At 52.5% G+C, this 20,913-nt stretch carries 21 protein-coding genes; 11 read left to right on the top strand and 10 right to left on the bottom strand.

Going from position 1 to position 20,913, the window contains the following annotated elements:
* Nucleotides 1-66 precede the first annotated feature (66 nt).
* The 3 genes from mtlD (at nt 67) to GBAG_RS19395 (ending at nt 2,251) form a co-directional block, all read left to right on the top strand.
* Nucleotides 67-1,212: a mannitol-1-phosphate 5-dehydrogenase gene (gene mtlD, locus GBAG_RS19405; protein WP_034499387.1), complete on the top strand. Its 1,146-nt coding sequence runs from the start codon at nt 67-69 to the stop codon at nt 1,210-1,212.
* A 65-nt stretch (nt 1,213-1,277) separates the two neighbouring features.
* Complete coding sequence (locus GBAG_RS19400; protein ID WP_034499385.1) at nt 1,278-1,805, top strand: MltR family transcriptional regulator; 528 nt, start codon at nt 1,278-1,280, stop codon at nt 1,803-1,805.
* 83 nt (nt 1,806-1,888) lie between these two features.
* Complete coding sequence (locus tag GBAG_RS19395; RefSeq protein WP_034499383.1) at nt 1,889-2,251, top strand: YibL family ribosome-associated protein; 363 nt, start codon at nt 1,889-1,891, stop codon at nt 2,249-2,251.
* A 99-nt stretch (nt 2,252-2,350) separates the two neighbouring features.
* On the opposite strand, the gene ghrB is transcribed toward GBAG_RS19395, so the two are convergent.
* From ghrB to GBAG_RS19370, 5 genes are all read right to left on the bottom strand, one after another.
* A complete protein-coding gene (ghrB, locus tag GBAG_RS19390) occupies nt 2,351-3,325 on the bottom strand; it encodes a glyoxylate/hydroxypyruvate reductase GhrB (protein WP_034499381.1) in 975 nt (324 codons plus the stop codon).
* 61 nt (nt 3,326-3,386) lie between these two features.
* Nucleotides 3,387-4,685 (bottom strand): MFS transporter, encoded by a 1,299-nt coding sequence (locus GBAG_RS19385; RefSeq protein WP_034499379.1) that lies wholly within the window; start codon nt 4,683-4,685, stop codon nt 3,387-3,389.
* A 68-nt stretch (nt 4,686-4,753) separates the two neighbouring features.
* A complete protein-coding gene (locus GBAG_RS19380; protein WP_034499376.1) occupies nt 4,754-5,692 on the bottom strand; it encodes a sugar kinase in 939 nt (312 codons plus the stop codon).
* Between the two features lie 3 nt (nt 5,693-5,695).
* Complete coding sequence (locus tag GBAG_RS19375; RefSeq protein WP_034499374.1) at nt 5,696-6,445, bottom strand: sugar phosphate isomerase/epimerase family protein; 750 nt, start codon at nt 6,443-6,445, stop codon at nt 5,696-5,698.
* A gap of 110 nt (nt 6,446-6,555) precedes the next feature.
* The gene (locus GBAG_RS19370; protein ID WP_034499372.1) at nt 6,556-7,575 is read right to left on the bottom strand and encodes a LacI family DNA-binding transcriptional regulator; all 1,020 of its coding nucleotides are present in this window, start codon (nt 7,573-7,575) and stop codon (nt 6,556-6,558) included.
* Between the two features lie 246 nt (nt 7,576-7,821).
* Between GBAG_RS19370 and GBAG_RS19365 the strand changes: the two genes are divergently transcribed.
* Nucleotides 7,822-8,364, top strand: a complete 543-nt coding sequence (locus tag GBAG_RS19365) for an isochorismatase family protein (protein ID WP_034499370.1) — start codon at nt 7,822-7,824, stop codon at nt 8,362-8,364.
* Nucleotides 8,361-9,281: a GlxA family transcriptional regulator gene (locus GBAG_RS19360; RefSeq protein WP_034499369.1), complete on the top strand. Its 921-nt coding sequence runs from the start codon at nt 8,361-8,363 to the stop codon at nt 9,279-9,281. The genes GBAG_RS19365 and GBAG_RS19360 overlap by 4 nt, the downstream gene beginning before the upstream one ends.
* Here GBAG_RS19360 and GBAG_RS21870 read toward each other — a convergent pair.
* Together GBAG_RS21870 and GBAG_RS19350 are read right to left on the bottom strand one after the other, a co-directional pair.
* Complete coding sequence (locus GBAG_RS21870; RefSeq protein ID WP_051873756.1) at nt 9,278-9,868, bottom strand: hypothetical protein; 591 nt, start codon at nt 9,866-9,868, stop codon at nt 9,278-9,280. The two genes, GBAG_RS19360 and GBAG_RS21870, sit on opposite strands and share 4 nt — an antisense overlap.
* Nucleotides 9,869-9,925: 57 nt before the next feature.
* On the bottom strand, nt 9,926-10,924 hold the full coding sequence (locus GBAG_RS19350) for an acyltransferase (protein WP_034499366.1): 999 nt from the start codon (nt 10,922-10,924) through the stop codon (nt 9,926-9,928).
* Nucleotides 10,925-11,068: 144 nt separating this feature from the next.
* Between GBAG_RS19350 and GBAG_RS19345 the strand changes: the two genes are divergently transcribed.
* The 3 genes from GBAG_RS19345 to glyS all read left to right on the top strand — a co-directional run bounded on the left by GBAG_RS19345 (nt 11,069) and on the right by glyS (nt 14,479).
* Nucleotides 11,069-11,380, top strand: a complete 312-nt coding sequence (locus GBAG_RS19345; RefSeq protein ID WP_034499389.1) for a YsaB family lipoprotein — start codon at nt 11,069-11,071, stop codon at nt 11,378-11,380.
* A gap of 108 nt (nt 11,381-11,488) precedes the next feature.
* Nucleotides 11,489-12,400, top strand: a complete 912-nt coding sequence (gene glyQ, locus GBAG_RS19340; RefSeq protein ID WP_034499364.1) for a glycine--tRNA ligase subunit alpha — start codon at nt 11,489-11,491, stop codon at nt 12,398-12,400.
* Between the two features lie 9 nt (nt 12,401-12,409).
* Entirely contained in the window at nt 12,410-14,479 is a 2,070-nt protein-coding gene (glyS, locus tag GBAG_RS19335; RefSeq protein ID WP_034499361.1) for a glycine--tRNA ligase subunit beta, read from the top strand.
* 55 nt (nt 14,480-14,534) lie between these two features.
* On the opposite strand, the gene uspF is transcribed toward glyS, so the two are convergent.
* The 3 genes from uspF to GBAG_RS19320 form a co-directional block, all read right to left on the bottom strand.
* Nucleotides 14,535-14,969, bottom strand: a complete 435-nt coding sequence (gene uspF / locus GBAG_RS19330; protein WP_034499358.1) for a universal stress protein UspF — start codon at nt 14,967-14,969, stop codon at nt 14,535-14,537.
* A gap of 173 nt (nt 14,970-15,142) precedes the next feature.
* A complete protein-coding gene (locus GBAG_RS19325) occupies nt 15,143-15,433 on the bottom strand; it encodes an HTH-type transcriptional regulator (RefSeq protein WP_034499356.1) in 291 nt (96 codons plus the stop codon).
* A gap of 269 nt (nt 15,434-15,702) precedes the next feature.
* A complete protein-coding gene (locus GBAG_RS19320; RefSeq protein ID WP_034499354.1) occupies nt 15,703-17,085 on the bottom strand; it encodes an MFS transporter in 1,383 nt (460 codons plus the stop codon).
* A 370-nt stretch (nt 17,086-17,455) separates the two neighbouring features.
* On the opposite strand from GBAG_RS19320, the gene GBAG_RS19315 reads away from it, so the two are divergent.
* The 3 genes from GBAG_RS19315 to GBAG_RS19305 form a co-directional block, all read left to right on the top strand.
* On the top strand, nt 17,456-18,166 hold the full coding sequence (locus GBAG_RS19315; RefSeq protein ID WP_034499352.1) for a DUF3053 domain-containing protein: 711 nt from the start codon (nt 17,456-17,458) through the stop codon (nt 18,164-18,166).
* 275 nt (nt 18,167-18,441) lie between these two features.
* Nucleotides 18,442-18,654 carry a transcription antiterminator/RNA stability regulator CspE gene (cspE, locus tag GBAG_RS19310; protein ID WP_034499351.1) on the top strand — a complete coding sequence of 71 codons (213 nt, stop codon included), beginning with the start codon at nt 18,442-18,444 and terminating at the stop codon, nt 18,652-18,654.
* Nucleotides 18,655-18,928: 274 nt separating this feature from the next.
* Nucleotides 18,929-20,913 (top strand): DUF6531 domain-containing protein (locus GBAG_RS19305; RefSeq protein ID WP_034499349.1); only part of this gene is annotated, 1,985 nt, incomplete at its 3' end.

Here is a 20,913-nt window from a genome sequence, read left to right as displayed (position 1 = left end):
TTGTTTAAATCAAAATAACCTCACCCGAACCCTCTCGGGTAATTCAAATTTAAGAAGGTGAACGACATGAAAGCATTACATTTTGGCGCAGGTAATATCGGCCGTGGCTTTATCGGGAAACTGCTGGCAGACGCGGGTATTCAACTGACCTTCGCTGACGTTAACCAAACCGTGCTGGACGCGCTCAACGAGCGCCACAGCTATCAGGTTCATGTGGTGGGTGAGCAAGAGCAAATCGATACTGTTTCTAATGTGAATGCCGTCAGCAGCATCGGCGACGATGTTGTTACGTTGATTGCCGACGTTGCCCTTGTGACCACCGCCGTCGGCCCGGTTGTGCTGGAGCGCATCGCGCCAGCCGTGGCAAAAGGTCTGGTTCTGCGTCGTGCTAACGGCAATGAAAAACCCCTGAATATTATTGCCTGCGAAAACATGGTGCGCGGCACCAGCCAGCTGAAAGCTCACGTGATGAAGGCACTTTCTGAAGATGATCAGGCTTGGGTTGAGCAGCATGTAGGTTTCGTTGATTCTGCTGTGGACCGTATCGTTCCACCGTCAGAATCTGCCACCAATGACCCGCTTGAAGTGACTGTTGAAACCTTCAGCGAGTGGATTGTGGATAAAACCCAGTTCAAAGGTGAGCTGCCTAACATTCCTGGCATGGAACTGACTGATAACCTGATGGCGTTTGTTGAGCGCAAACTCTTCACGCTGAATACCGGGCATGCTATAACCGCATACCTTGGTCAACTGGCCGGTCATCAGACCATTCGCGATGCCATTCTCGATGAGAGAATCCGGGCGGTCGTGAAGGGTGCGATGGATGAAAGCGGCGCGGTGCTGATCAAGCGTTATGGCTTTGATGCAGAAAAGCACGCAGCCTACATCCAGAAAATCCTTGGTCGTTTCGAGAACCCGTATCTGAAAGATGATGTGGAGCGCGTAGGCCGCCAGCCGCTGCGTAAATTAAGTGCGGGCGACCGTCTGATTAAGCCGCTGTTGGGCACTATCGAATACGGTTTACCGCACCAATTCCTGGTTGAAGGTATTGCCGCGGCGATGCATTACCGCAGCGCAGAAGATCCGCAAGCGCAAGAACTGGAAAAACTGCTGGCAGAAAAAGGCCCGCAAGCAACACTTGCCGAAATCTCCGGCCTTGATGCTCACAGCGATGTGGTGGCAGAAGCGTTGAAGGCATACAGCAACAAATAGTGATGGAAAGCGGGTGCAGCAAGAAGTGGCTGCACCCAATAATACTTTTAGTAATGTAGGCAAAGATGGAAGAAACCCAAGCCTTTGAAAACCGTGTGCTTGAGCGTCTTAATGCCGGGAAAACCGTACGTAGCCTGCTGATTGCCGCTGTCGAACTTCTTACCGAAGCGGTGAATATTCTGGTGTTGCAGGTCTTCCGTAAAGACGATTATGCAGTGAAATACGCGGTTGAACCGTTGTTGGATGGCGATGGCCCGTTAGGGGATCTTTCCGTGCGTCTCAAACTTATCTACGGTCTTGGCGTGCTCAATCGCGTCGAGTACGAAGATTGTGAGTTGATAATGGCACTGCGAGAAGAGTTGAACCACGACGGTAACGAATATAATTTTACCGATGATGAGATGCTCGGCCCGTTCGGTGAATTGCATTGTGTTTCAGCCCTGCCGCCAACGCCAAAGTTTGTGGATGGCAGCGATCCTGAGCTGTTTGCTATGCAAAAACAGCGTTACCAGCAAATCGTTCGTTCGACGATGGTGCTCTCTTTGACCGAGCTGATCTCGCGGATCAGCTTAAAAAAAGCCTTCCAGAAGTAATTCTGACCGAACTCCCTTTTCGCCCTCTTACGCCGAATGGTGTATCCTTGCCAGCAATGAAAGTTATTCACGGTTAATCAAAAATGAAAGAAATCGAAAAAGCAGAAATCAAACGCCTGAGCGATCGCCTCGATCTTATCCGTCACGAGATGCCAGAACTGCATCTGATCAACGACGCTGAAAAGTACGCTGAGATGGAAAAAGAGAAAGCGAAGCTGGAAATTGAGATCGTGCGCCTGCAAGCGGTGCGCAACCAGAAGCTGAGCAAAGAAGCACAAAAACTGATGGCACTGCCGTACAAACGTCCAATCACCAAGAAAGAACAAGCCAACATGGGCGCTCTGAAAAAAGCGGTACGTGGCCTGGTTATCGTCCATCCAATGACGGCGCTAGGCCGTGAGATGGGTCTCGAAGAAATGACTGGTTTTTCTAAGACTGATTTCTAATCTGGCTTTAGTCAATATGTCGGGGGCGCTGCGCTTGCCCGACCTACTGGTTATCGTTCGTAGGGCGGATAAGCGCAAGCGTCATCCGCCAACAATCAATTACTTCAATACCTGCGGGTTCACACAGTTCTCTTTCACATCTCCTGTCAGCGCCGCAATCAAATTATCTACCGCACATGCAGCCATGTTGTAGCGAGTTTCGTGCGTCGCAGAACCGATGTGCGGAAGCGCCACGACGTTCGGCAAGCTAAGCAAAGGTGAGTCCACCGGTAGCGGCTCCTGCTCAAAGACATCCAGCCCAGCGGCGTGAATTTTGCCGTCAACCAGTGCCTGAATTAACGCTTTTTCGTCAACCACCGGGCCACGTCCGGCGTTAATCAAAATCGCTGAAGATTTCATTTTCGCCAGCTGTTCAGCGCCAATCAGATGATACGTTTCATCGGTCAACGGCAGGGAAATACAGACGAAATCGGATTCGGCCAGCAGGGTGTCAAGGTCGCAATAACGGGCATTAAAGCGGTCTTCAGCTTCCTGATGATGGCGACGCGCGTTATACAGAATCGGCATGTTAAAGCCAAAGTGCGCACGTTGCGCCAGCGCCAGGCCAATACGGCCCATGCCTAAAATACCCAGCGTTTTATGGTGCACGTCGATTCCAAACCAGTCCGCGCCGATGCTGCCTGTCCACTCGCCAGCTTTGACACGTTCTGCCACTTCTACCGCACGGCGAGCGGTCGCCAACACCAGTGTCATCATGGTATCCGCGACGGTTTCAGTCAGCACGGTTGGCGTATGCATCAGTGCGATACCGCGTGAGGTCAGCGCGTCCACATCAAAATTGTCGTAGCCAACGGAAACGGTAGAGGCGGCGCGCAGCTTAGGTGTATGAGACAAAAACTCTTTACCCACCGTTTCACTGGAACCCAAAATCCCTTCAGCTTTGGCAAAAGCATCGGCGTGTTGCTGGAGATTTTCAGGGCTGAGGGAACTGACTTGAGTGACGCTGAAGTGACTTTCAAGACGGGCAAGCAGGTCGTCAGGTAACGTTTTATAGAGGATGACGGACGGCTTCATGACGTTCTCCGTTAACAGTTAAATACAACCGGGCGGTGCAACGACCGCCCGGATTGAGCGATCAGGCGTGGTGTGCTGCCGCTGGAACTTGTTGGTTTGTCGCAGGTTTCACTATCAGAGTTAGCCACACTGACGCGAGCAATGCTACCCCCATAAAAATGTAGGATGCAGACGGGCTGCCGGTTGCCCCGTTGAGGTAGCCAACAAACCAGGAGCCGACAAACGAACCGAGCGCACCCATACTGTTGATTAATGCCATCGCGCCACCTGCAACATTGCGTGGCAGCATTTCAGGAATAATGGCGAAGAATGGGCCATACGGCGCATACATGGCGGCACCGGCAATCACAAGCAAAGTGTAGGAAACCCAGAAATGATCGGCACCAACCAGCCAGGAGCCGAGAAATGCCAGCGCGCCAATCAGCAGTAGCGGCCAGACAAACAGCTTACGGTTCTGCATTTTGTCCGAAGCCCATGAAACCACAATCATCGCGATAGTTGCCGCCAGATAAGGAACCGATGACAACCAGCCAACTTCCACCATGCCCATGCCCGCCGTCCCTGCACCTCGGATGATTGACGGCAGCCACAATACAAAGCCGTATACACCAATACTCCAGCAGAAATATTGCATACACAGCAGCACGACATTACGCGAACGGAACGCTTCGCTGTAGTTGCGCACCGCTTTAATCCCTTGCTGTTCTTTTTCCAGTTGAGCCTGCAACGCGGATTTTTCTGCATCAGACAACCAGCCAACTTGCGCAGGTTTATCTTTTACCAGCATCCACCAGGCGAATGCCCAGATAACGGCCGGGATACCTTCGAAGATAAACATTTCACGCCAGCCAAAGGCCTGAATCAGATAGCCCGAAACCACCGACATCCACAGCACTGTGACCGGATTACCGAGTATTAAGAAGGTGTTAGCCCGTGAGCGTTCAGACTTAGTGAACCAGTTACTGATGTAAATCAGCATTGCGGGCATCACGGCCGCTTCTACCACGCCGAGGATAAAGCGAATCGCCGCCAGCGCGGGGATATTGCTAACCATGCCGGTGAGTGACGCGCAACCGCCCCACAAAATCAGGCAAACGAAGATCAGTTTGCGTACGCTGCGGCGTTCGGCGTACATCGCGCCGGGGATCTGGAAGAAGAAATAACCGAGGAAAAACAGCGCTCCAAGCAGGGAGGAAATCCCTTTGGTGATACCGAGATCGTCGTTGATACCTGCGGCGGAAGCAAAACTAAAGTTGGCACGGTCGAGGTACGCCAGGCTGTACGTGATAAACACGATTGGCATGATGTACCACCAACGTTTTGGCGCGATTGTCTTTGATGCAAGGGAATGGGTTTTCATGGGCTTGCCTCTATGTTGAGGAGAGTCGCATCATGCCGGGTGTAGGGCACAGCGGATGCAGTCTTTGTTTATTCGCCAAGCGAGCTACGGGTCGGTAACCCTTCGCTATCGCCGATGACTTGAATTGCCAGTGAGCCGATTTTATTCCCGCGGCTGACGGCATGTTCTAAGGTTTTCCCTTCAAGCAGGGCGCTTATCACGCCCACTGCAAAACCGTCGCCTGCGCCGACGGTATCGACGACGTTCTCGACTTTTACCGCACTTACTGCCCCTTTATCACCTGAGGCCGTTTTGTACCATGCGCCGTCAGCACCCGTTTTCAGCACCACGGTCTTAACGCCGTGGTCGAGATAGAAATCGGCAATCGCTTCTGGCGTTTTATGCCCGGTCAGAATGGCACCTTCGCTTACTCCTGGCAGCACCCAGTCTGCCTGGAAGGCGAGTTGATTCAATCGTTTCACCATTTCGGCTTCACTCTTCCAGAGCACCGGGCGCAGATTAGGGTCGAACGAAATGGTTTTCCCTTGCTGCTTCATCACGCGAGCAGCGTGATTGAGCAGTTCTAATGAACTATCCGACAGCGCTGCCGCCACGCCGCTTAAATGTAGATGGCGTGCCGAGCCAAAATACTCTTCATCAAAATCAGCGGTAGAAAGATGACTGGCCGCCGATCCTTTACGAAAGTATTCCACAATGGGATCGGTTCCATTTTCTGCTTTAGATTTAAGTTGAAAGCCTGTAGCAAAGCGCTCGTCTGTCGTCACGCCACGGCTGTCGATATTCTCTTTCGCCAGTTGTTGCAGCACATAGCGACCAAAAGAGTCGTTGCCCACCCGGCTGACCCAGCCCACTTTCAGGCCAAGACGCGCAAGCCCCGTGGCAACGTTTAACTCCGCTCCCGCCACGCGCTTAACGAACTGTTCTGCGGCGGCTAAATCACCGCTTTGGCTGGCGACAAACATCGCCATCGCTTCACCTATGGTGATGACATCAAGTTGGGTCGACATCGCTTACTCCTCGCGTAATAAGTTGACGTAATGGCGCGTAACAGCCGTCAGGTCTCGGCCTTCGAGCGGGAATTCAATTCCGCGCGGCGCATCGGCTGGCAGGTTGTTCAGTAATTCAAGCCAGCGCGGTTCCGCGTCATCGAGCGCGATCGCCCGGTAGTGGTAATGGTGTGCCACGGCGGCTTTGACGTGGATATAGCTGACTAACGGTGCAAGCACGCGGGCTGCGGCTTCCGGGGATTCATCGACCCACAGCCAGTTGGCCATATCAAATGTCAGCGTCACTGGAAGGTTTAGCACATTACAGGCGGCCTGGAAGCGCTGCATTGGCGCGAGTTTTCCGCAATTTGTTTGATCGTTTTCGACGACCAGAGGCACGTTTGTTTTCTCAAGCCACTGTTGTAAAAGTGAGAACTGTTGGCTGCCACGGAAGTGACCAAGAGACAGTTTCAACCAGCTCGCGTTGAGCTGGTGGGCTTCGAGCAGCAAAGAAGGGATCAGCGGATTGAGTTTACCATCTTCAACAAACAGCGGTTCCGGCGCGGAATAACAGGCATCGAGTCGGTGTTCAGCAATTTGCTGGGCAAGCGCAGGCAAGGCATCAAGCTGAATGTGATTTAATAATTCGCGACGGATTTCAACACCGTCAGCTCCGGCACTGGCGATAATCGGCAACAGCGCTTGTTGGCCGCCCATTGCGGCGATGCGGTCATGCCCGTAAGCGGCGGTGACGACAATAATTTTTCTCGGCATTCGTTTCTCCGGCCAGGTTCATCAACCTAATATAACTATTACGCTAAATGGAACCGGTTCCAAAGAAAAGCCAGGCATGTTCAATTTATGATCGCTATCACGAACATTGATTAACGGACGGTTGAACCGCGAACGATTAATTCGCCGGAAAAGACCTGTTCATAAACGGTGTCGCTGCCGCCTTCAATGCGCTTCACAACCTGTTGAAGCGCGGCGTAACCAATCTGCCAGGTCGGCTGTTTAAGAGTGGTGATGCCGACTCCGGCAAGCTCCGCCCATTCGAGTTCATCGAAGCCAAGCAGGCCTATATCGCTGCCCCAGTGCAGGCCGATGCGGCGCAGTGAACGGGCCACCTGAAGGGTAAGCGCACCATTCGCTGAAATCACCGCTTTGCGCATACCACGGTGCGCGGAATGGAACTGGCGCAGGGTATTGTCCATCAAATCGGCTTCGTGCAAAGGCACTTCGGCGTTTTCGGCAACAATGCCTGGGTAGCGTTTGAGAGTGGCGTGAAACGCATTCAGGCGCTCGCGGCGAGTGTTCACTGTGCCGAGCGGTTCGCTGAGGAAAAGAATAGCTTCAAAGCCTTGTTCGACCAGGTGTTCAGTCGCCGTAGTTGCCGCCTGGCTGTTATCTAAGCCTACAACATCACAGGCAAAATCGGGAATTTTGCGGTCAATCAGCACCATCGGAAGGGCCGATTGTTGCAGGCGATTTAACCCTTCTTCGCGCATGCCCACGGCGTTGACCACAATTCCTTCCACCTGATAACTGCGCAGCAAATCGAGATAATGCAGCTCCTGATCCACTTCGTTATTGGTGTTACAGACCAGCGGCGTAAAGCCCTTTTCACGGCAGGCGGCTTCGATACCGCACAACACATCGACGGAGTAGGGATTGGTGATATCGGCGATGATCAGGCCAATTAAGCGGGTTCGCCCACGTTTTAGGCCGCGAGCCATTTGGCTTGGGCGGTAATCGAGTTCGGCAATCGCCGTTTCAATGCGCAAACGAAGATCGTCTGACAGCACATTTTGCTCGCCGTTAAGATAGCGGGAAACACTGGTTTTTCCGGTCTTTGCCGCTTTCGCGACGTCGCTTATCGTGGGGCGTGCAGCCTTGCTGTTCATGGTTTTCTCCGAAGGGTAACTTTCTGGAGAGTAACATAATTTATAAGGGCTGGTGGATGGCGCTGGCGCTTATCCACCCTACAAAGGCCTGGTGTTTCGTAGGTCGGATAAGCGTAAGCGTCATCCGGCACCCATCCAAAGATCTCAACTGGTCCTTTATCAGCCTCACTCTGTCCGTTTTTGGTATTAGCAACCACGCTAACCCCTGCCACAATGGCTTTACACCCAAAGTGAAGGAGTCCGAAAATGTCCCGTTCCGCTCTGATCAATATCGACACGCAGCAATCTTTTTTCCATCGCGATTACTGGCAAGAAGATGACTTTCCGGCATTCCAGCAGGCTATTTCGCAACTCATTTCTGGCTGCCAGGATTTGAAAATTCCTGTGGTGGATATCTTCCATGTTGACGATCAAAGCCCGTTTTCACTTGAATCAGGCTACGTTAAACCGATGCCTTTCTTGCAGCATCAGGCAAATGTGACATTCCAGAAACACGTGCATAACGCATTTACCGATACAGGCCTCGATCTCTGGTTACGTAGCCGTGATATTAACCACCTGATTATCTGCGGGATTCGCACCGAACAGTGTTGCGAAACCACTACGCGAGTGGCGTCGGATTTGGGTTATCGCGTTTCATTTGTCAGTGAGGCGATGCTCACCTTCCCGATGAGCTGGAAAGGGGTTACGCTGGATACGCAAACCCTGCGCCACCGCACTGAAACCGTGCTGGCAGGGCGATTTGCGGAAATTCAAACCGTTGCCGAGTGCCTGGAGTCATTATCGTGAGTATTGGGGTCTGGTTCGTTGTTTTGCCTGGTGTTTTGTCACTCGATTTAACCGGCCCTGCGGAAACGCTGAAGCTTGCGGGGGATGCCTTTCACCTGCATTTCATTGGCCCGGACCCACACGTTTCCACCTCCATCGGACTGAACTTTTCTGGCATCGAACCGCTGCCAGAAAGTTTCCCGCCAGGCAGTTTGCTGGTGCTGCCTGGGGTTTGTGATTCAAACCGCTACTTTGACACGCCGCAGGCTGAAGCGGTGCGCCGTTGGCTGACGCGCCTGCAACCGCAGATTCACAGCCAGCAACTCAATTTAATGTGCGTCTGTTCCGGTTCGTTGCTGGCGGCGAAAGCCGGGCTGATGAATGGCGTGCAGTGCACCACCCATCACGATGTGCTGGCGCGATTACGCGCTGCGGCACCCACCGCGCAGGTGAAAGAGAACCGCATTTTTATCGAAGATCGGGGCATCTGGACCAGCGCTGGAATCACTTCCGGCATCGATCTTTCGCTGCATCTGATTAACCGCTATTGCGGGCCGAAACCCGCGCTGGATGTGGCGCGTGAGATGGTGGTGTGGTTCCGCCGTTCGGGCGACGACCCGCAACTATCGCCGTGGCTGCGCTACCGTAACCATATTCATCCGGCAGTGCATCGTGCTCAGGATTTGCTTTCGGCAGCACCCGAATCAGCGTGGGATGTGCAGGAAATTGCTGACAAAGTTCATGTCAGCTCACGCCATTTGGCGCGGCTTTTTCAGCAGCATTTGGGGATTTCGGTGCGGGATTATTTAGAACAGTTGCGCCTGGCGGTGGCCGAACAGCGCTTGTTGCAAGGGCAGCGTATGGAGCAGGCGGCGATTGCGGCGGGGTTTTCTTCCCCCCGCCAGTTGCATCGCGCCCGGATGCGCAATGCTCATTAAAACGGAGTGAGCAAGTTTTCCAGAGCGCCTTGCCTGTTCTTGTCCCAGCTAAAGAAAGCGCGGAACCACTGGCTCTCGGTCTGCGACGTGAAGCTTTCGACTTCCCAGTTATCTTTATACAGCGCGTACAGATTGCACAGCGTATGCCAAAGGCTGTAGAGCATCACCAGCAAGGCCACCACGACTGCGGCGTAGACCCACCATTCCTGGGCAGGCGGCCAGCGAAATATCGTCCAGCCGATGATCGTTGCCTGTAGCGCCGCGCGAAGTAAAAATCCTTTCAGGAAGAACTGCGTGGCCCGTTGCGTGCTGTAGAAAAACGGGTTGCTTAAGTGCCGACGTTTTTCCTGAACCGGGATGCCTCTCACGAAAACCAGCCAGTCATGCGTCTCACGGTTACTGCGCACCGCGCCCTGTTCGGTCAAGGTGTTAAGCCGGATAGAAATTAAAACCGGGAAAACAATACCGATCACCATCAGGTAGAGAAACGGTGCCTGGCAGCCGAAAAAATTCAGCCCAAAACATAGCGTTGCCCACAGCAAATATTTGACGGAATAGAAGTAAAGCGACGTCACTTGATAATTCATTGCTTCATCCATTGATGTCCACAATTTATGTGCGCTTACTTTACTCCCGTCTTTTATTTAGCTCACCATTTTTCGGGTGTCGATGCGTTGCAATACCATGGAAAGTAACAAACTTCCGGCCAGCGTGACGCCGAAAATCCACAGAATATCGAGCACCGGAGAGCTTGTGATTTGGTAACCGTGGGTGCGCAAGAAGTGGATTATCAGCGCATGGAAGCCGTAAATTCCCAGCGAGTGTTGCGAGATTAATGTCAGCCCCGGCAACGGGCGGCTGTTGAGGCAATTTTTTACCAGCACCAGCAAACCGATCGCGGCGATAAACACCAGCGGCCCGCAATAAACATAAAAGGTATCGGCAAAATTACCGTTCACTTCTAACTGGTGGCGCGTGCCCGTCGAAATCGAAAAAATACACAGCACAAAAATTCCGGCGGCCAGCCCGCTAATCCAGCGTTTGTCCGTCTCGAACATGCCTATCGCGCGCCCCAGCAAGCCATACAGCACGTAATAAAACGTGTCGCCGCGAATGTATAAATTAATCGGCAGCCATTTAAAGCCATCCAGCGTTTGCGGCACGGTGTTGGGATTGGCGACAACGCCTAGCAACACCATCAGCCCAAGAATCACCGTTGCGTTGACTTTTTTCACCTGAATCAAAGGCGACAGAAGGTAGATGACCATGATCGCAAAGAAGAACCACAGGTGATAAAACACCGGTTTTTGCAGGATATAGCGCAGAGAAAGTCCGGCATTAATTGGCGTGAAGAGTTTGATGTAGATAAGCGCAATCACGCTGTAAAACAACAAGCATGTGACGATGCGCAAAAAGTGACGCTGCTGCGCACTGCGCTCTCCAAAAAACAGATAACCTGAAATCATGAAGAACAGCGGGACGCTGACGCGGGATGCCGAATTCAGTACGTTCGATAAATCCCAACTAAACGGACTGACGATATTTGCGTTGGTGATGTACCAGGTCGTGGTATGAATCATGACGACCATCAGGCATGCAATTCCACGCAGGTTGTCAATCCAGTTAATTTTTTGCTGCTGCATGGGTTCCTCTGGTGTTGTTGACCGTGATTTATCTGAGTTTTGTCTTCGTGCTCTTGCCAGATATAAAGTGGATTTGCAGAATGCGGAATACCTGTTAATTATTGAATAACAATAACGATTTTAACGTACACATAACTAATGATGATGCCAAAAATAAAAAATTGCCGTTGGCTGCTAATTTTTACCGCCGTGTTACTCAGTGCCTGTAGTCATTCGGAACAACACCCACAATACGCGCAAGTCGCTCAGCATCCGGCCATCCAGGGCGAAGCGATGATCGAAACCTGCAAAGGAGAAGCGGCGCATCGTTACAACACGCGCGCCGATCGCATCAGCGTAGTGGATTTTAAACAGTATCAGGGGAGCTATGAGATTCTTGGCAGCACCACGCGCCGGGAAGGATTCACCTGCTCCTTTGACGAAAGTGGTCAATTCTTGCACCTTTCGACGACATAAAGCCGCAACGCAAGGCAAACGCACGTGCATTCGGGCTGTATATCTTGCCATCAAAAGGTATACTGGCCGCTTCTCTTTTTAACCCTCTCGAACGCGTGCGAAATCAACATGCAAAAGTTTGATACCAAGACCTTTCAAGGCCTGATCCTGACTTTACAGGACTACTGGGCTCGCCAGGGCTGCACCATTGTTCAACCTTTGGACATGGAAGTCGGCGCCGGCACCTCTCACCCAATGACCTGCCTGCGGGCTTTAGGGCCAGAGCCGATGGCGACTGCGTACGTGCAGCCATCTCGCCGTCCTACCGATGGCCGTTACGGTGAAAACCCGAACCGCTTACAGCACTACTATCAGTTCCAGGTGGTGATCAAGCCTTCTCCTGACAACATTCAGGAGCTGTACCTTGGGTCGCTTAAAGAGCTGGGTATGGACCCAACTATTCATGACATTCGCTTCGTAGAAGACAACTGGGAAAACCCAACGCTGGGTGCCTGGGGTCTGGGCTGGGAAGTGTGGCTTAACGGCATGGAAGTGACGCAGTTCACTTACTTCCAGCAAGTTGGCGGCCTGGAATGTAAGCCTGTAACCGGTGAAATCACTTACGGTTTAGAGCGTCTGGCGATGTACATCCAGGGCGTAGACAGCGTTTATGATCTGGTCTGGAGCGACGGCCCGCTGGGTAAAACCACTTATGGCGACGTGTTCCACCAGAACGAAGTTGAGCAATCAACTTACAACTTCGAACACGCCGATGTGGAATTCCTGTTCTCCTGCTTCGAGCAGTATGAGAAAGAAGCGCAGCACCTGCTGGCGCTGGAAAACCCGCTGCCACTGCCTGCTTACGAACGCATTCTGAAAGCCGCGCACAGCTTTAACCTGCTTGATGCCCGCAAGGCCATCTCGGTTACCGAGCGCCAGCGCTACATTCTGCGTATTCGTACTCTGACCAAAGCCGTGGCCGAAGCCTATTACGCTTCTCGTGAAGCGCTTGGCTTCCCGATGTGCAATAAGAATAAATAAGAGGCTGCCATGTCTGAAAAAACTTTTCTGGTGGAGATTGGCACTGAAGAGCTGCCACCAAAAGCCCTGCGCAGCCTGGCTGAATCCTTCGCTGCGAACGTTACAGCGGAACTGGATGCGGCGAATCTCGCTCACGGCGAAGTAAAATGGTTTGCGGCACCACGCCGTCTGGCGCTGAAAATTTCCAACCTGGCTGAGTCTCAGCCTGACCGTGAAGTTGAAAAACGTGGTCCGGCAATTTCTGCGGCATTTGACGCAGAAGGCAAGCCAAGCAAAGCCGCTGAAGGCTGGGCGCGTGGTTGTGGCATTACGGTTGAACAGGCAGAGCGTCTGGCGACGGATAAAGGCGAGTGGTTGATGTACCGCGCCCATGTTAAAGGCGAAAGTGCGCAAGCCCTGCTGCCTGCGATGATTGCCACCGCGCTGACCAAACTGCCGATTCCAAAACTGATGCGCTGGGGCGATAACAACACCCAATTCGTGCGTCCGGTTCACACCGTGACTCTGCTTCTGGGCGATGAAGTGATTCCGGCCACTATTCTGGGTATCGCGTCTGACCGTGTTATTCGCGGCCACCGCTTTATGGGCGAGCCGGAATTCACAATTGATAACGCCGACCAGTACCCTGAAATTCTGTTCACGCGTGGCAAAGTTATTGCCGACTACGAACAGCGTAAAGCGGTGATCAAAGAAGGCGCTGAAGAAGCGGCTCGCAAGATTGGCGGTAATGCTGACCTGAGCGAAAGCCTGCTCGAAGAAGTGACTTCTCTGGTGGAATGGCCAGTTGTTCTGACCGCGAAATTCGAAGAGAAATTCCTCGCCGTTCCTGCGGAAGCGCTGGTTCACACCATGAAAGGTGACCAGAAGTACTTCCCGGTGTACGCCAACGACGGCAAATTGCTGCCGAACTTTATCTTTGTTGCCAACATCGAGTCGAAAGACCCTATTCAGATTATCTCTGGTAACGAGAAAGTTGTGCGTCCACGCCTGGCAGATGCAGAGTTCTTCTTCAACAGCGACCGTAAAAAGCGCCTCGAAGACAACTTGCCGCGTCTGGAAACCGTCCTGTTCCAACAACAGCTCGGTACGCTGCGTGACAAAACTAACCGCATCGAAGCCCTTTCAGGTTGGATTGCTGGCCAGATTGGCGCTGATGTTAACCACGCCACTCGCGCCGGTTTGCTGTCTAAATGCGACCTGATGACCAACATGGTGTTCGAGTTTACCGACACCCAGGGCGTGATGGGCATGCACTATGCGCGTCACGACGGCGAAGCCGAAGACGTTGCTGTTGCGCTCAACGAGCAGTATCAGCCGCGTTTCGCGGGCGACGAACTGCCGTCTAACTTGGTGGCTTGCTCAGTTGCGATTGCCGATAAAATGGATACCCTCGCGGGCATCTTCGGTATCGGTCAGCATCCAAAAGGCGACAAAGACCCGTTTGCTCTGCGTCGTGCTGCCCTTGGTGTTCTGCGTATCATCGTTGAGAAAAACCTGCCGCTGGATCTGCAAACTCTGACCGAAGAGGCCGTGCGCCTTTACGGCGAGAAGCTGACTAACCAGAAGGTTGTCGACGAAGTCATCGACTTTATGCTGGGCCGTTTCCGCGCCTGGTATCAGGAAGAAGGCCACAGCGTGGATACTATCCAGGCCGTGCTGGCGCGTCGTCCAACCAAACCTGCTGATTTCGATGCGCGCATGAAAGCGGTTTCGCACTTCCGTACCCTGGAAGCGGCGTCAGCTTTGGCGGCTGCGAACAAGCGTGTATCTAACATTCTGGCGAAGTCAGACGAAACGCTGCAAGACCACGTACGCGCTTCTGTTCTGAAAGAAGCGGAAGAAATGGATCTCGCCCGTCAGCTGGTTATCCTGCGCGATAAACTGGAGCCGTTCTTCGCTGAAGGCCGCTATCAGGAAGCGTTAGTAGAACTGGCCGCGTTGCGTGAGCCAGTCGATAAGTTCTTCGACAAAGTGATGGTGAACGCAGAAGATAAAGAGCTGCGTATCAACCGTCTGACGCTGCTGGCTAAACTGCGCGAGCTGTTCTTGCAGGTTGCAGATATTTCGTTGCTTCAGTGACGGTATAGCGTTGAATAAAAAAACCCGCCTCGGCGGGTTTTTTTATGGCTAAAACTCAGCGAACAACCAGCACAGAACACCTCGCGTGGCGAACCACGGCTGCAGCGTTTGAACCAAGTAAATAAGTCGACATGCTAGGTCGGTGAGAGGCGAGAATAATCACGTCGGCATCAATATCTTCGGCAAGCCCGAGGATATGATCTTTTGGTGTACCGCTCAGAACATGCTTTTCGATACGGTCGTCCGGAATCTTAAACTTAGCGATGATATCGCTCAGTGTTTCCAGGGCAGCCGCCTCCCTTTCTCTGGCATCCGGCGCAATCGAAGCATAACCCAGGCCGTAAGAGGCAAAATAGGTATAGTCGGGGATAACGGCCAGGAAGTGGATTGTGGCATCGTCGAGCTTTGCATAGTTTTCAACATGCGGAATGACCTGTTTGGTCAGTTCCATTTCAGAGATATCGATAGGAACGAGGATTTTCTTAGACATACAACCTCCTGTTGATTGCTTGTGATAACCCTCTTTAATTTATGGTTAATATTTGCGATTTCTGTAGTGACCTGGGTCTAAATTTGGGAAATTGTCGCGGCGTTCATGCAAAAACAACAAACCCCGCATCAGGCGGGGTTTTGGTTAAGGCAATCAGGGTACAAATGATCAAATTATTCCATCAACTGCTTACTGATGGTTGGATTCGCTTGTATCAAGCGCATCAACTTCAGTTCGGTATTGGAGGGTCTGAGTCGTTTTGATTCCCACTCCTGTACCATCGTCACGCTAACACCCATTGCGCGGGCAAAATCATCAATCTTAAGTCCGGTACTTTTTCTTAGTTGTTCAAATTCAGAAAATGCATTGGGCTTATCACTAAGAGCCATCATTTGTGGCCTGTCTTTAAACACAATCTGCTCAAGGTTGCTCAGCAGCTCAATCATTGGATCTTTATATTCCATCGAGTACTCCTCATAAATCACACAATGGACAGTGAACACGTAAGAAGCTCATTAAGAGTAGTTCGAAAAAAAGCGGGCCGATGATTTTCAGGCTAACTATTTTTTTACTGGCAGCGGCTTATGCGTTTCAGCAAAAAAACTAAGCGGCATAACGAATTGAAAACTCGGTGGAGTTGGGGAGTCAGTATAAATTTGTAAATAGATATGCAAATTATGCAAAACGGCGGGGCTAGCCCGCCGTGTACCTGTTTAAGTAAAAAAATTTGCCATCATGCTTTTTGCGTAGCTTTTTCCAGCTCGTGATTTTCTACGCGATTTGCTCCCTGCGCTCGCAGGCCCGCCCAGGATTTCACCATCAGCGCAGTGGCAGAAAGCACTGCCGGAATCGCCAGTAACATGAAAATAGTTTTGAATGACAGCTCGGCCTGCATCAGGAATGCACCACTAAATGCCCCCAGAATACCGCCGAAACGCCCAAGCCCTAACATCCACGCCACGCCGGTTGCACGCCCTTGCGTTGGATAAAAGCCCGCTGCCAGCGCAGGCATCGACGATTGTGCGCCATTCATAATGGTGCCTGCGATAAACACCATCACACCCATTAACACCAGGCTTGAGGTCGAGAAACCGACAAGGCAGACGAACACGCCTGTCAGCAAATAACCCACCGCGACCACTTTGTTCGGGTTTAGCTTGTCCATCAACGCACCAATAATGAGCACGCCAATGCCACCGCCCAACGGGAACAGTGCGGTGATAATTGACGCCTGGCTCAGTGTTGCTCCGGTTTCACGAATCAACAGTGGCAGCCAACTGGTCAGGAGATAGAAAATCAGCAAGCCCATGAAGTAGGTGATGCACAGCATTAATGTTCCCACCAGATAACGCGGTGAGAAAATCACGCCAAGCGCTGTTTTATCTTTAATATGACCGCCCACTTCGTTCAACACGAAGCGCAGGTTTTCACCCGACGGCAACGGGGCGATACGCCGCATAATCGTGGCGATATCTTTTTGTGGCTTGTTTTTTACCACCAGATAGCGGGCTGATTCAGGAAGCCAAATCATTAGCACCACGGACAGAATCAGCGGCATCAGACCGCCGAGCACTAAAACGCTTTGCCAACCGTAATGGGGAATCATCCACGCGGAGACAAAACCGCCCATCGATGACCCAATCGGGAAGCCGACGAACATCAGGTTCACCAACAGCGCACGTTTACGCTCGGGTGCGTATTCAGACATCAATGTTGCGGCATTGGGCATGGCGGCACCAAGACCCAGACCGGTTAAAAAACGCAGCAGGGCGAGGGACGTCAGGCTGGTGGCAAAGGCGGTCAGCAAGCTAAATCCGCCGAAAACCAGAATCGAGAGCACTAACACTTTTTTGCGCCCGATACGGTCAGCCATTGGCCCGGCGGTTAACGCGCCCACCGCCAGCCCAACCAGAGCCGCACTCATTACCGGGCCAAGATCGGATTTCTGCACACCCCATTCCTGCACCAGATCAGAGGCGATAAAACCGATGATGGCGGTATCGAAACCGTCCAGAGCTACGGTAATAAAACAGAGGACGAGGATCATCCACTGGTATCTGGAAAAGCGATTGTTGTTTATAAATGCCTGAATATCAGTCGTTGTTGTCTTTGTCATAAGGCATGTCCTGTAGGATACAGAGATGTTCGATTATCGAACAATAATTCGTTAATCGTTCGTTAAATCAAACCACTCAGCAGGCTATTGGGCAATCATCCCTCCAGTGTTAGTGTGCGATTATCGTACTGATTACGTGAGTGTTGACGGAAATATTGGAATTAACCTTTTAATATTAATAGCTTGGTAGTGATTTCTCGGCGACAAAGCGACGCCGAATTTGTGAGAAAGATAACAATCATGCAACATCAATTCGCCTTAAGAGATTAATGCGAAAGGGTATCTTGCAAAGTCAGGTTGGACTATCCTTAGCAGCATTATTGGGTACGCATTTGTGCTTTGGCACTGAATGGTGAAAGGAGTAGAAAAGATGGCGACAGGTAAGTCCTGGTCACGCTGGTTTGCGCCGCTTGCGGCAATTTTAATGGTAGTGAGCTTGAGCGGTTGCTTCGATAAAGAAGGCGATCAGCGCAAGGCATTTATCGATTTCCTGCAAAATACGGCGATGCGCAGCGGTGAACGTTTGCCGACGCTGACAACCGACCAGAAAAAGCAGTTTGGCCCGTTGGTTTCTGATTACGCGATTCTGTATGGTTTCTCCCAGCAGGTGAACCAGGCGATGGACGATGGCATGCGTCCGGTAGCCGACAGCGTAAACAGCATTCGTGTACCGCAGGATTACATGACCCAGAGCGGTCCACTGCGTCAGGCGAACGGTTCTCTGAATGTGTTAGGCCAGCAAGTCCAGAATGCAAAAATGCAGGCTGACAGCGCACGTTCCACGTTGAAACAACCAGACGATCTGAAAGTGGTGTACGACAAGGTTTATGAGAAAGTGGTTATTGCTCCGGCAGAAGCCATGGCTCCGTTGATCCCAGCGGCACAAACCTTTACTGCGCAACTGGTGCAAGTGGGTGATTTCATCCAGCAGCAGGGGACTCAAGTTGGTTTCACCGCGGGTGGCATTCAGTTCCCAACGTCACAGCAAGCCAGCCAGTACAATTCGCTGATTGCGCCGCTGGCGTCACAGCATCAGGCGTTTATGCAGGCATATTCAACGGCAAAAAACTCCATGCAGTAATGGCGATTTCCCCCGCTTAATTGCGGGGGATCCCAGAGGTGGCTTGAGCTCCAGCCCTGTGGACGGCTAAAATAAACCTTGTTATTCACCCTGCTTATATGAGTTAATACATCCATCGGTTTGAAGCACAGAACCTTTAAGCAGTTTAGTAGCGCAGTCCTCAAAGAGTTATCATAGATACCCTTCGACGTGATCTACCTTCCTTTATCGCTTTAAAAATCTGTAAAACATTCCAATTGCGCCGGAAGGCAAATTTAATTTAAAAGGTAATATCTATGTCTAACAAAATGACTGGTCTCGTAAAATGGTTCAACTCTGACAAAGGCTTCGGCTTCATCACTCCTGACGATGGCTCAAAAGACGTGTTCGTACACTTCTCTGCTATCCAGAACGATGGCTACAAGTCTCTGGACGAAGGCCAGAAAGTGTCTTTCACCATCGAAAGTGGTGCTAAAGGCCCAGCTGCTGGTAACGTAACTAGCCTGTAAGGTTAGCGTTAGCAAAGCTAAGAATTTAAAAACCCGCCTCGGCGGGTTTTTTCGTATCTGGGGTTTACTCTTTCTCAACTCCCCCTACTTATTCGCAGTACGTTTTCACACTTCCTCGCCTGCTAATTTTCGTTTGTGACGCTTATCACTGATACCAATCCTCATTTACTCTAAGTTTATATATTATTGATTTTGTTATATTTATTTTGTTTATAATTTATCTAAATCACAGACAAAAAATCAATATATTCCCCCACAAGAAAAGGACTTCACCATGCCAGGAATGCCTGCTGCGCGTCAGGGTGACGCCACCTTAATCGGCGGCCCGATTGTTCAGGGCTCCCTCGGGGTGATGATTGGTGCACCCACTGGTGTGGCCTGTTCGGTCTGCCCCGGTGGTGTGGCGGTGGGCAATCCGGTCAACCCGGTGCTGGGCGCTAAAGTCCTGCCCGGTGAAACCGATATCGCCCTGCCGGCACATTTACCCTTTGTGCTCACCCGTAGCTACAGCAGTTACCGCACCGACACACCCGCCCCGGTCGGCACCTTCGGCCCGGGCTGGCAGTCGGCGATGGATATTCGCCTGCAGATTCGTTCTTCTGAGCTCATTCTTAACGATAACGGCGGGCGCAGTATTCACTTTGATGTGCTCGCGCCGGGTGCCATTGCCTGGAGTCAGTCCGAAAAACTCTGGCTCGCCCGTGGCGGAGTGGATACGCAGCCCGATAATCATCGCCTGAGCCGCCTGTGGCAGGCGCTGCCGCCAGACGTTCGGCTAAATTCACATACGTACTTTGTCGCAAACGACGCCACCGGGCCGTGGTGGATACTGGAGCCTTTTCAGCTGCCGGTTTCACCGGAAGACGTGCTGCCGCGTCCGTTGCCGCCGTTCCGTCTGTTATCCGGTCTGACTGACCGCTCCGGTAATCAGTTGCACTATCGCCGTGATGCTGAAGGGGAATTTGTCGGTCAGGTCACTGCGGTGACGGACAGCAGCGGGCGGCAGTTCCGGCTGGAGCTTGCCACGCTGCCAGCCGGTACTCGTCTTGCCGCTGTCTGGCTGGTGCGCGATGTGGCGTTTCCCGATTTACCGTCAACACCACTGGTGCGTTATGACTACAGCCCGCGCGGTGAGCTGGCGGCAGTATATGACCGGGCGGGGGTAAAAACGCGTCACTTTGAATGGCACCCGCAACATGCAGGCCTGATGGTCGCCCACCAGTACACCGGGCGGCCCGCCACTCGCTATGCCTATGACGACAGCCTGCGGGTGATTTCCCAGACCAACCCCGGCGGGCTGAATTATCAGTTCGTGTACAGCGACAACCAGACCGTCGTCACTGACAGCCTCGGGCGGGTCACCGTCTACCACTTTGGGGGAAAACGCGGCCTGAAGCGGGTCGTCAGACTCGAACAACCCGACGGCAGCGACATCCACAGTGAATTTGACGGCAGCGGACGACTGGTCAGCCAGACGGATGCTGCCGGGCGTAAAACCGAATATCAGCTGGACGTGGTGAGCGGCAACCTGCTGGCCATCTGGTATCCGGACGGCACCGTCAGCCGCTTTGATTACAACGCCCACAATCAGCTCCTCAGCACCACCGCCCCGGACGGCAGTCGCACCGCTCGTGAATATGACTCTTGCGGACGACTGACGGCACAAACCGATGCCATGGGTCATACCCGCCGCTGGCATTATGCGGATGAGAAAAGCGCACACCCCTCAGCAACCGAAGATGCGGCGGGGGGACGCCAGCAACTGGAGTGGAATGCATACGGTCTGCTCGCCTCATACACCGACTGCTCCGGGTACAAAACACAGTACCGCTATAACCGCGACAGCCAGGTCACGGAAATGAGGGCGGAAGAAGGGCTCTCCACCCGTTACGAATACGATGCCCGCGGGCGGCTTGTTGCCAGCGAAGACAACACCGGCACCCGCACCACCCGCCAGTACAACGAAGCCGGGGACCTGCTGACCATCACACATCCCGACAGCACCATCACCACACAGCGATATGACGCACGCGGCAACCTGGTTGCACAGACCCGCGGCGGACTCACCCGCCAGGCAGAGTTTGACGCTGCCGACCGGATTATCAGTCTGATAAATGAAAACGAGGCGCGCACACAGTTCCGCTATGACGTGATGGACCGGCTGGTGCACGAAACCGGGTTTGACGGGCGCGAGCATGTCTATCAGTACAGCCTGGCCGGAAAACTGATGCGCAGTGAGGACGCCGGGCTGGTCACCCG

Source organism: Buttiauxella agrestis ATCC 33320 (assembly GCF_000735355.1).
Classification (GTDB): Bacteria; Pseudomonadota; Gammaproteobacteria; order Enterobacterales; family Enterobacteriaceae; genus Buttiauxella; species Buttiauxella agrestis.
This window is presented reverse-complemented; position numbering and strand designations above follow the sequence as displayed.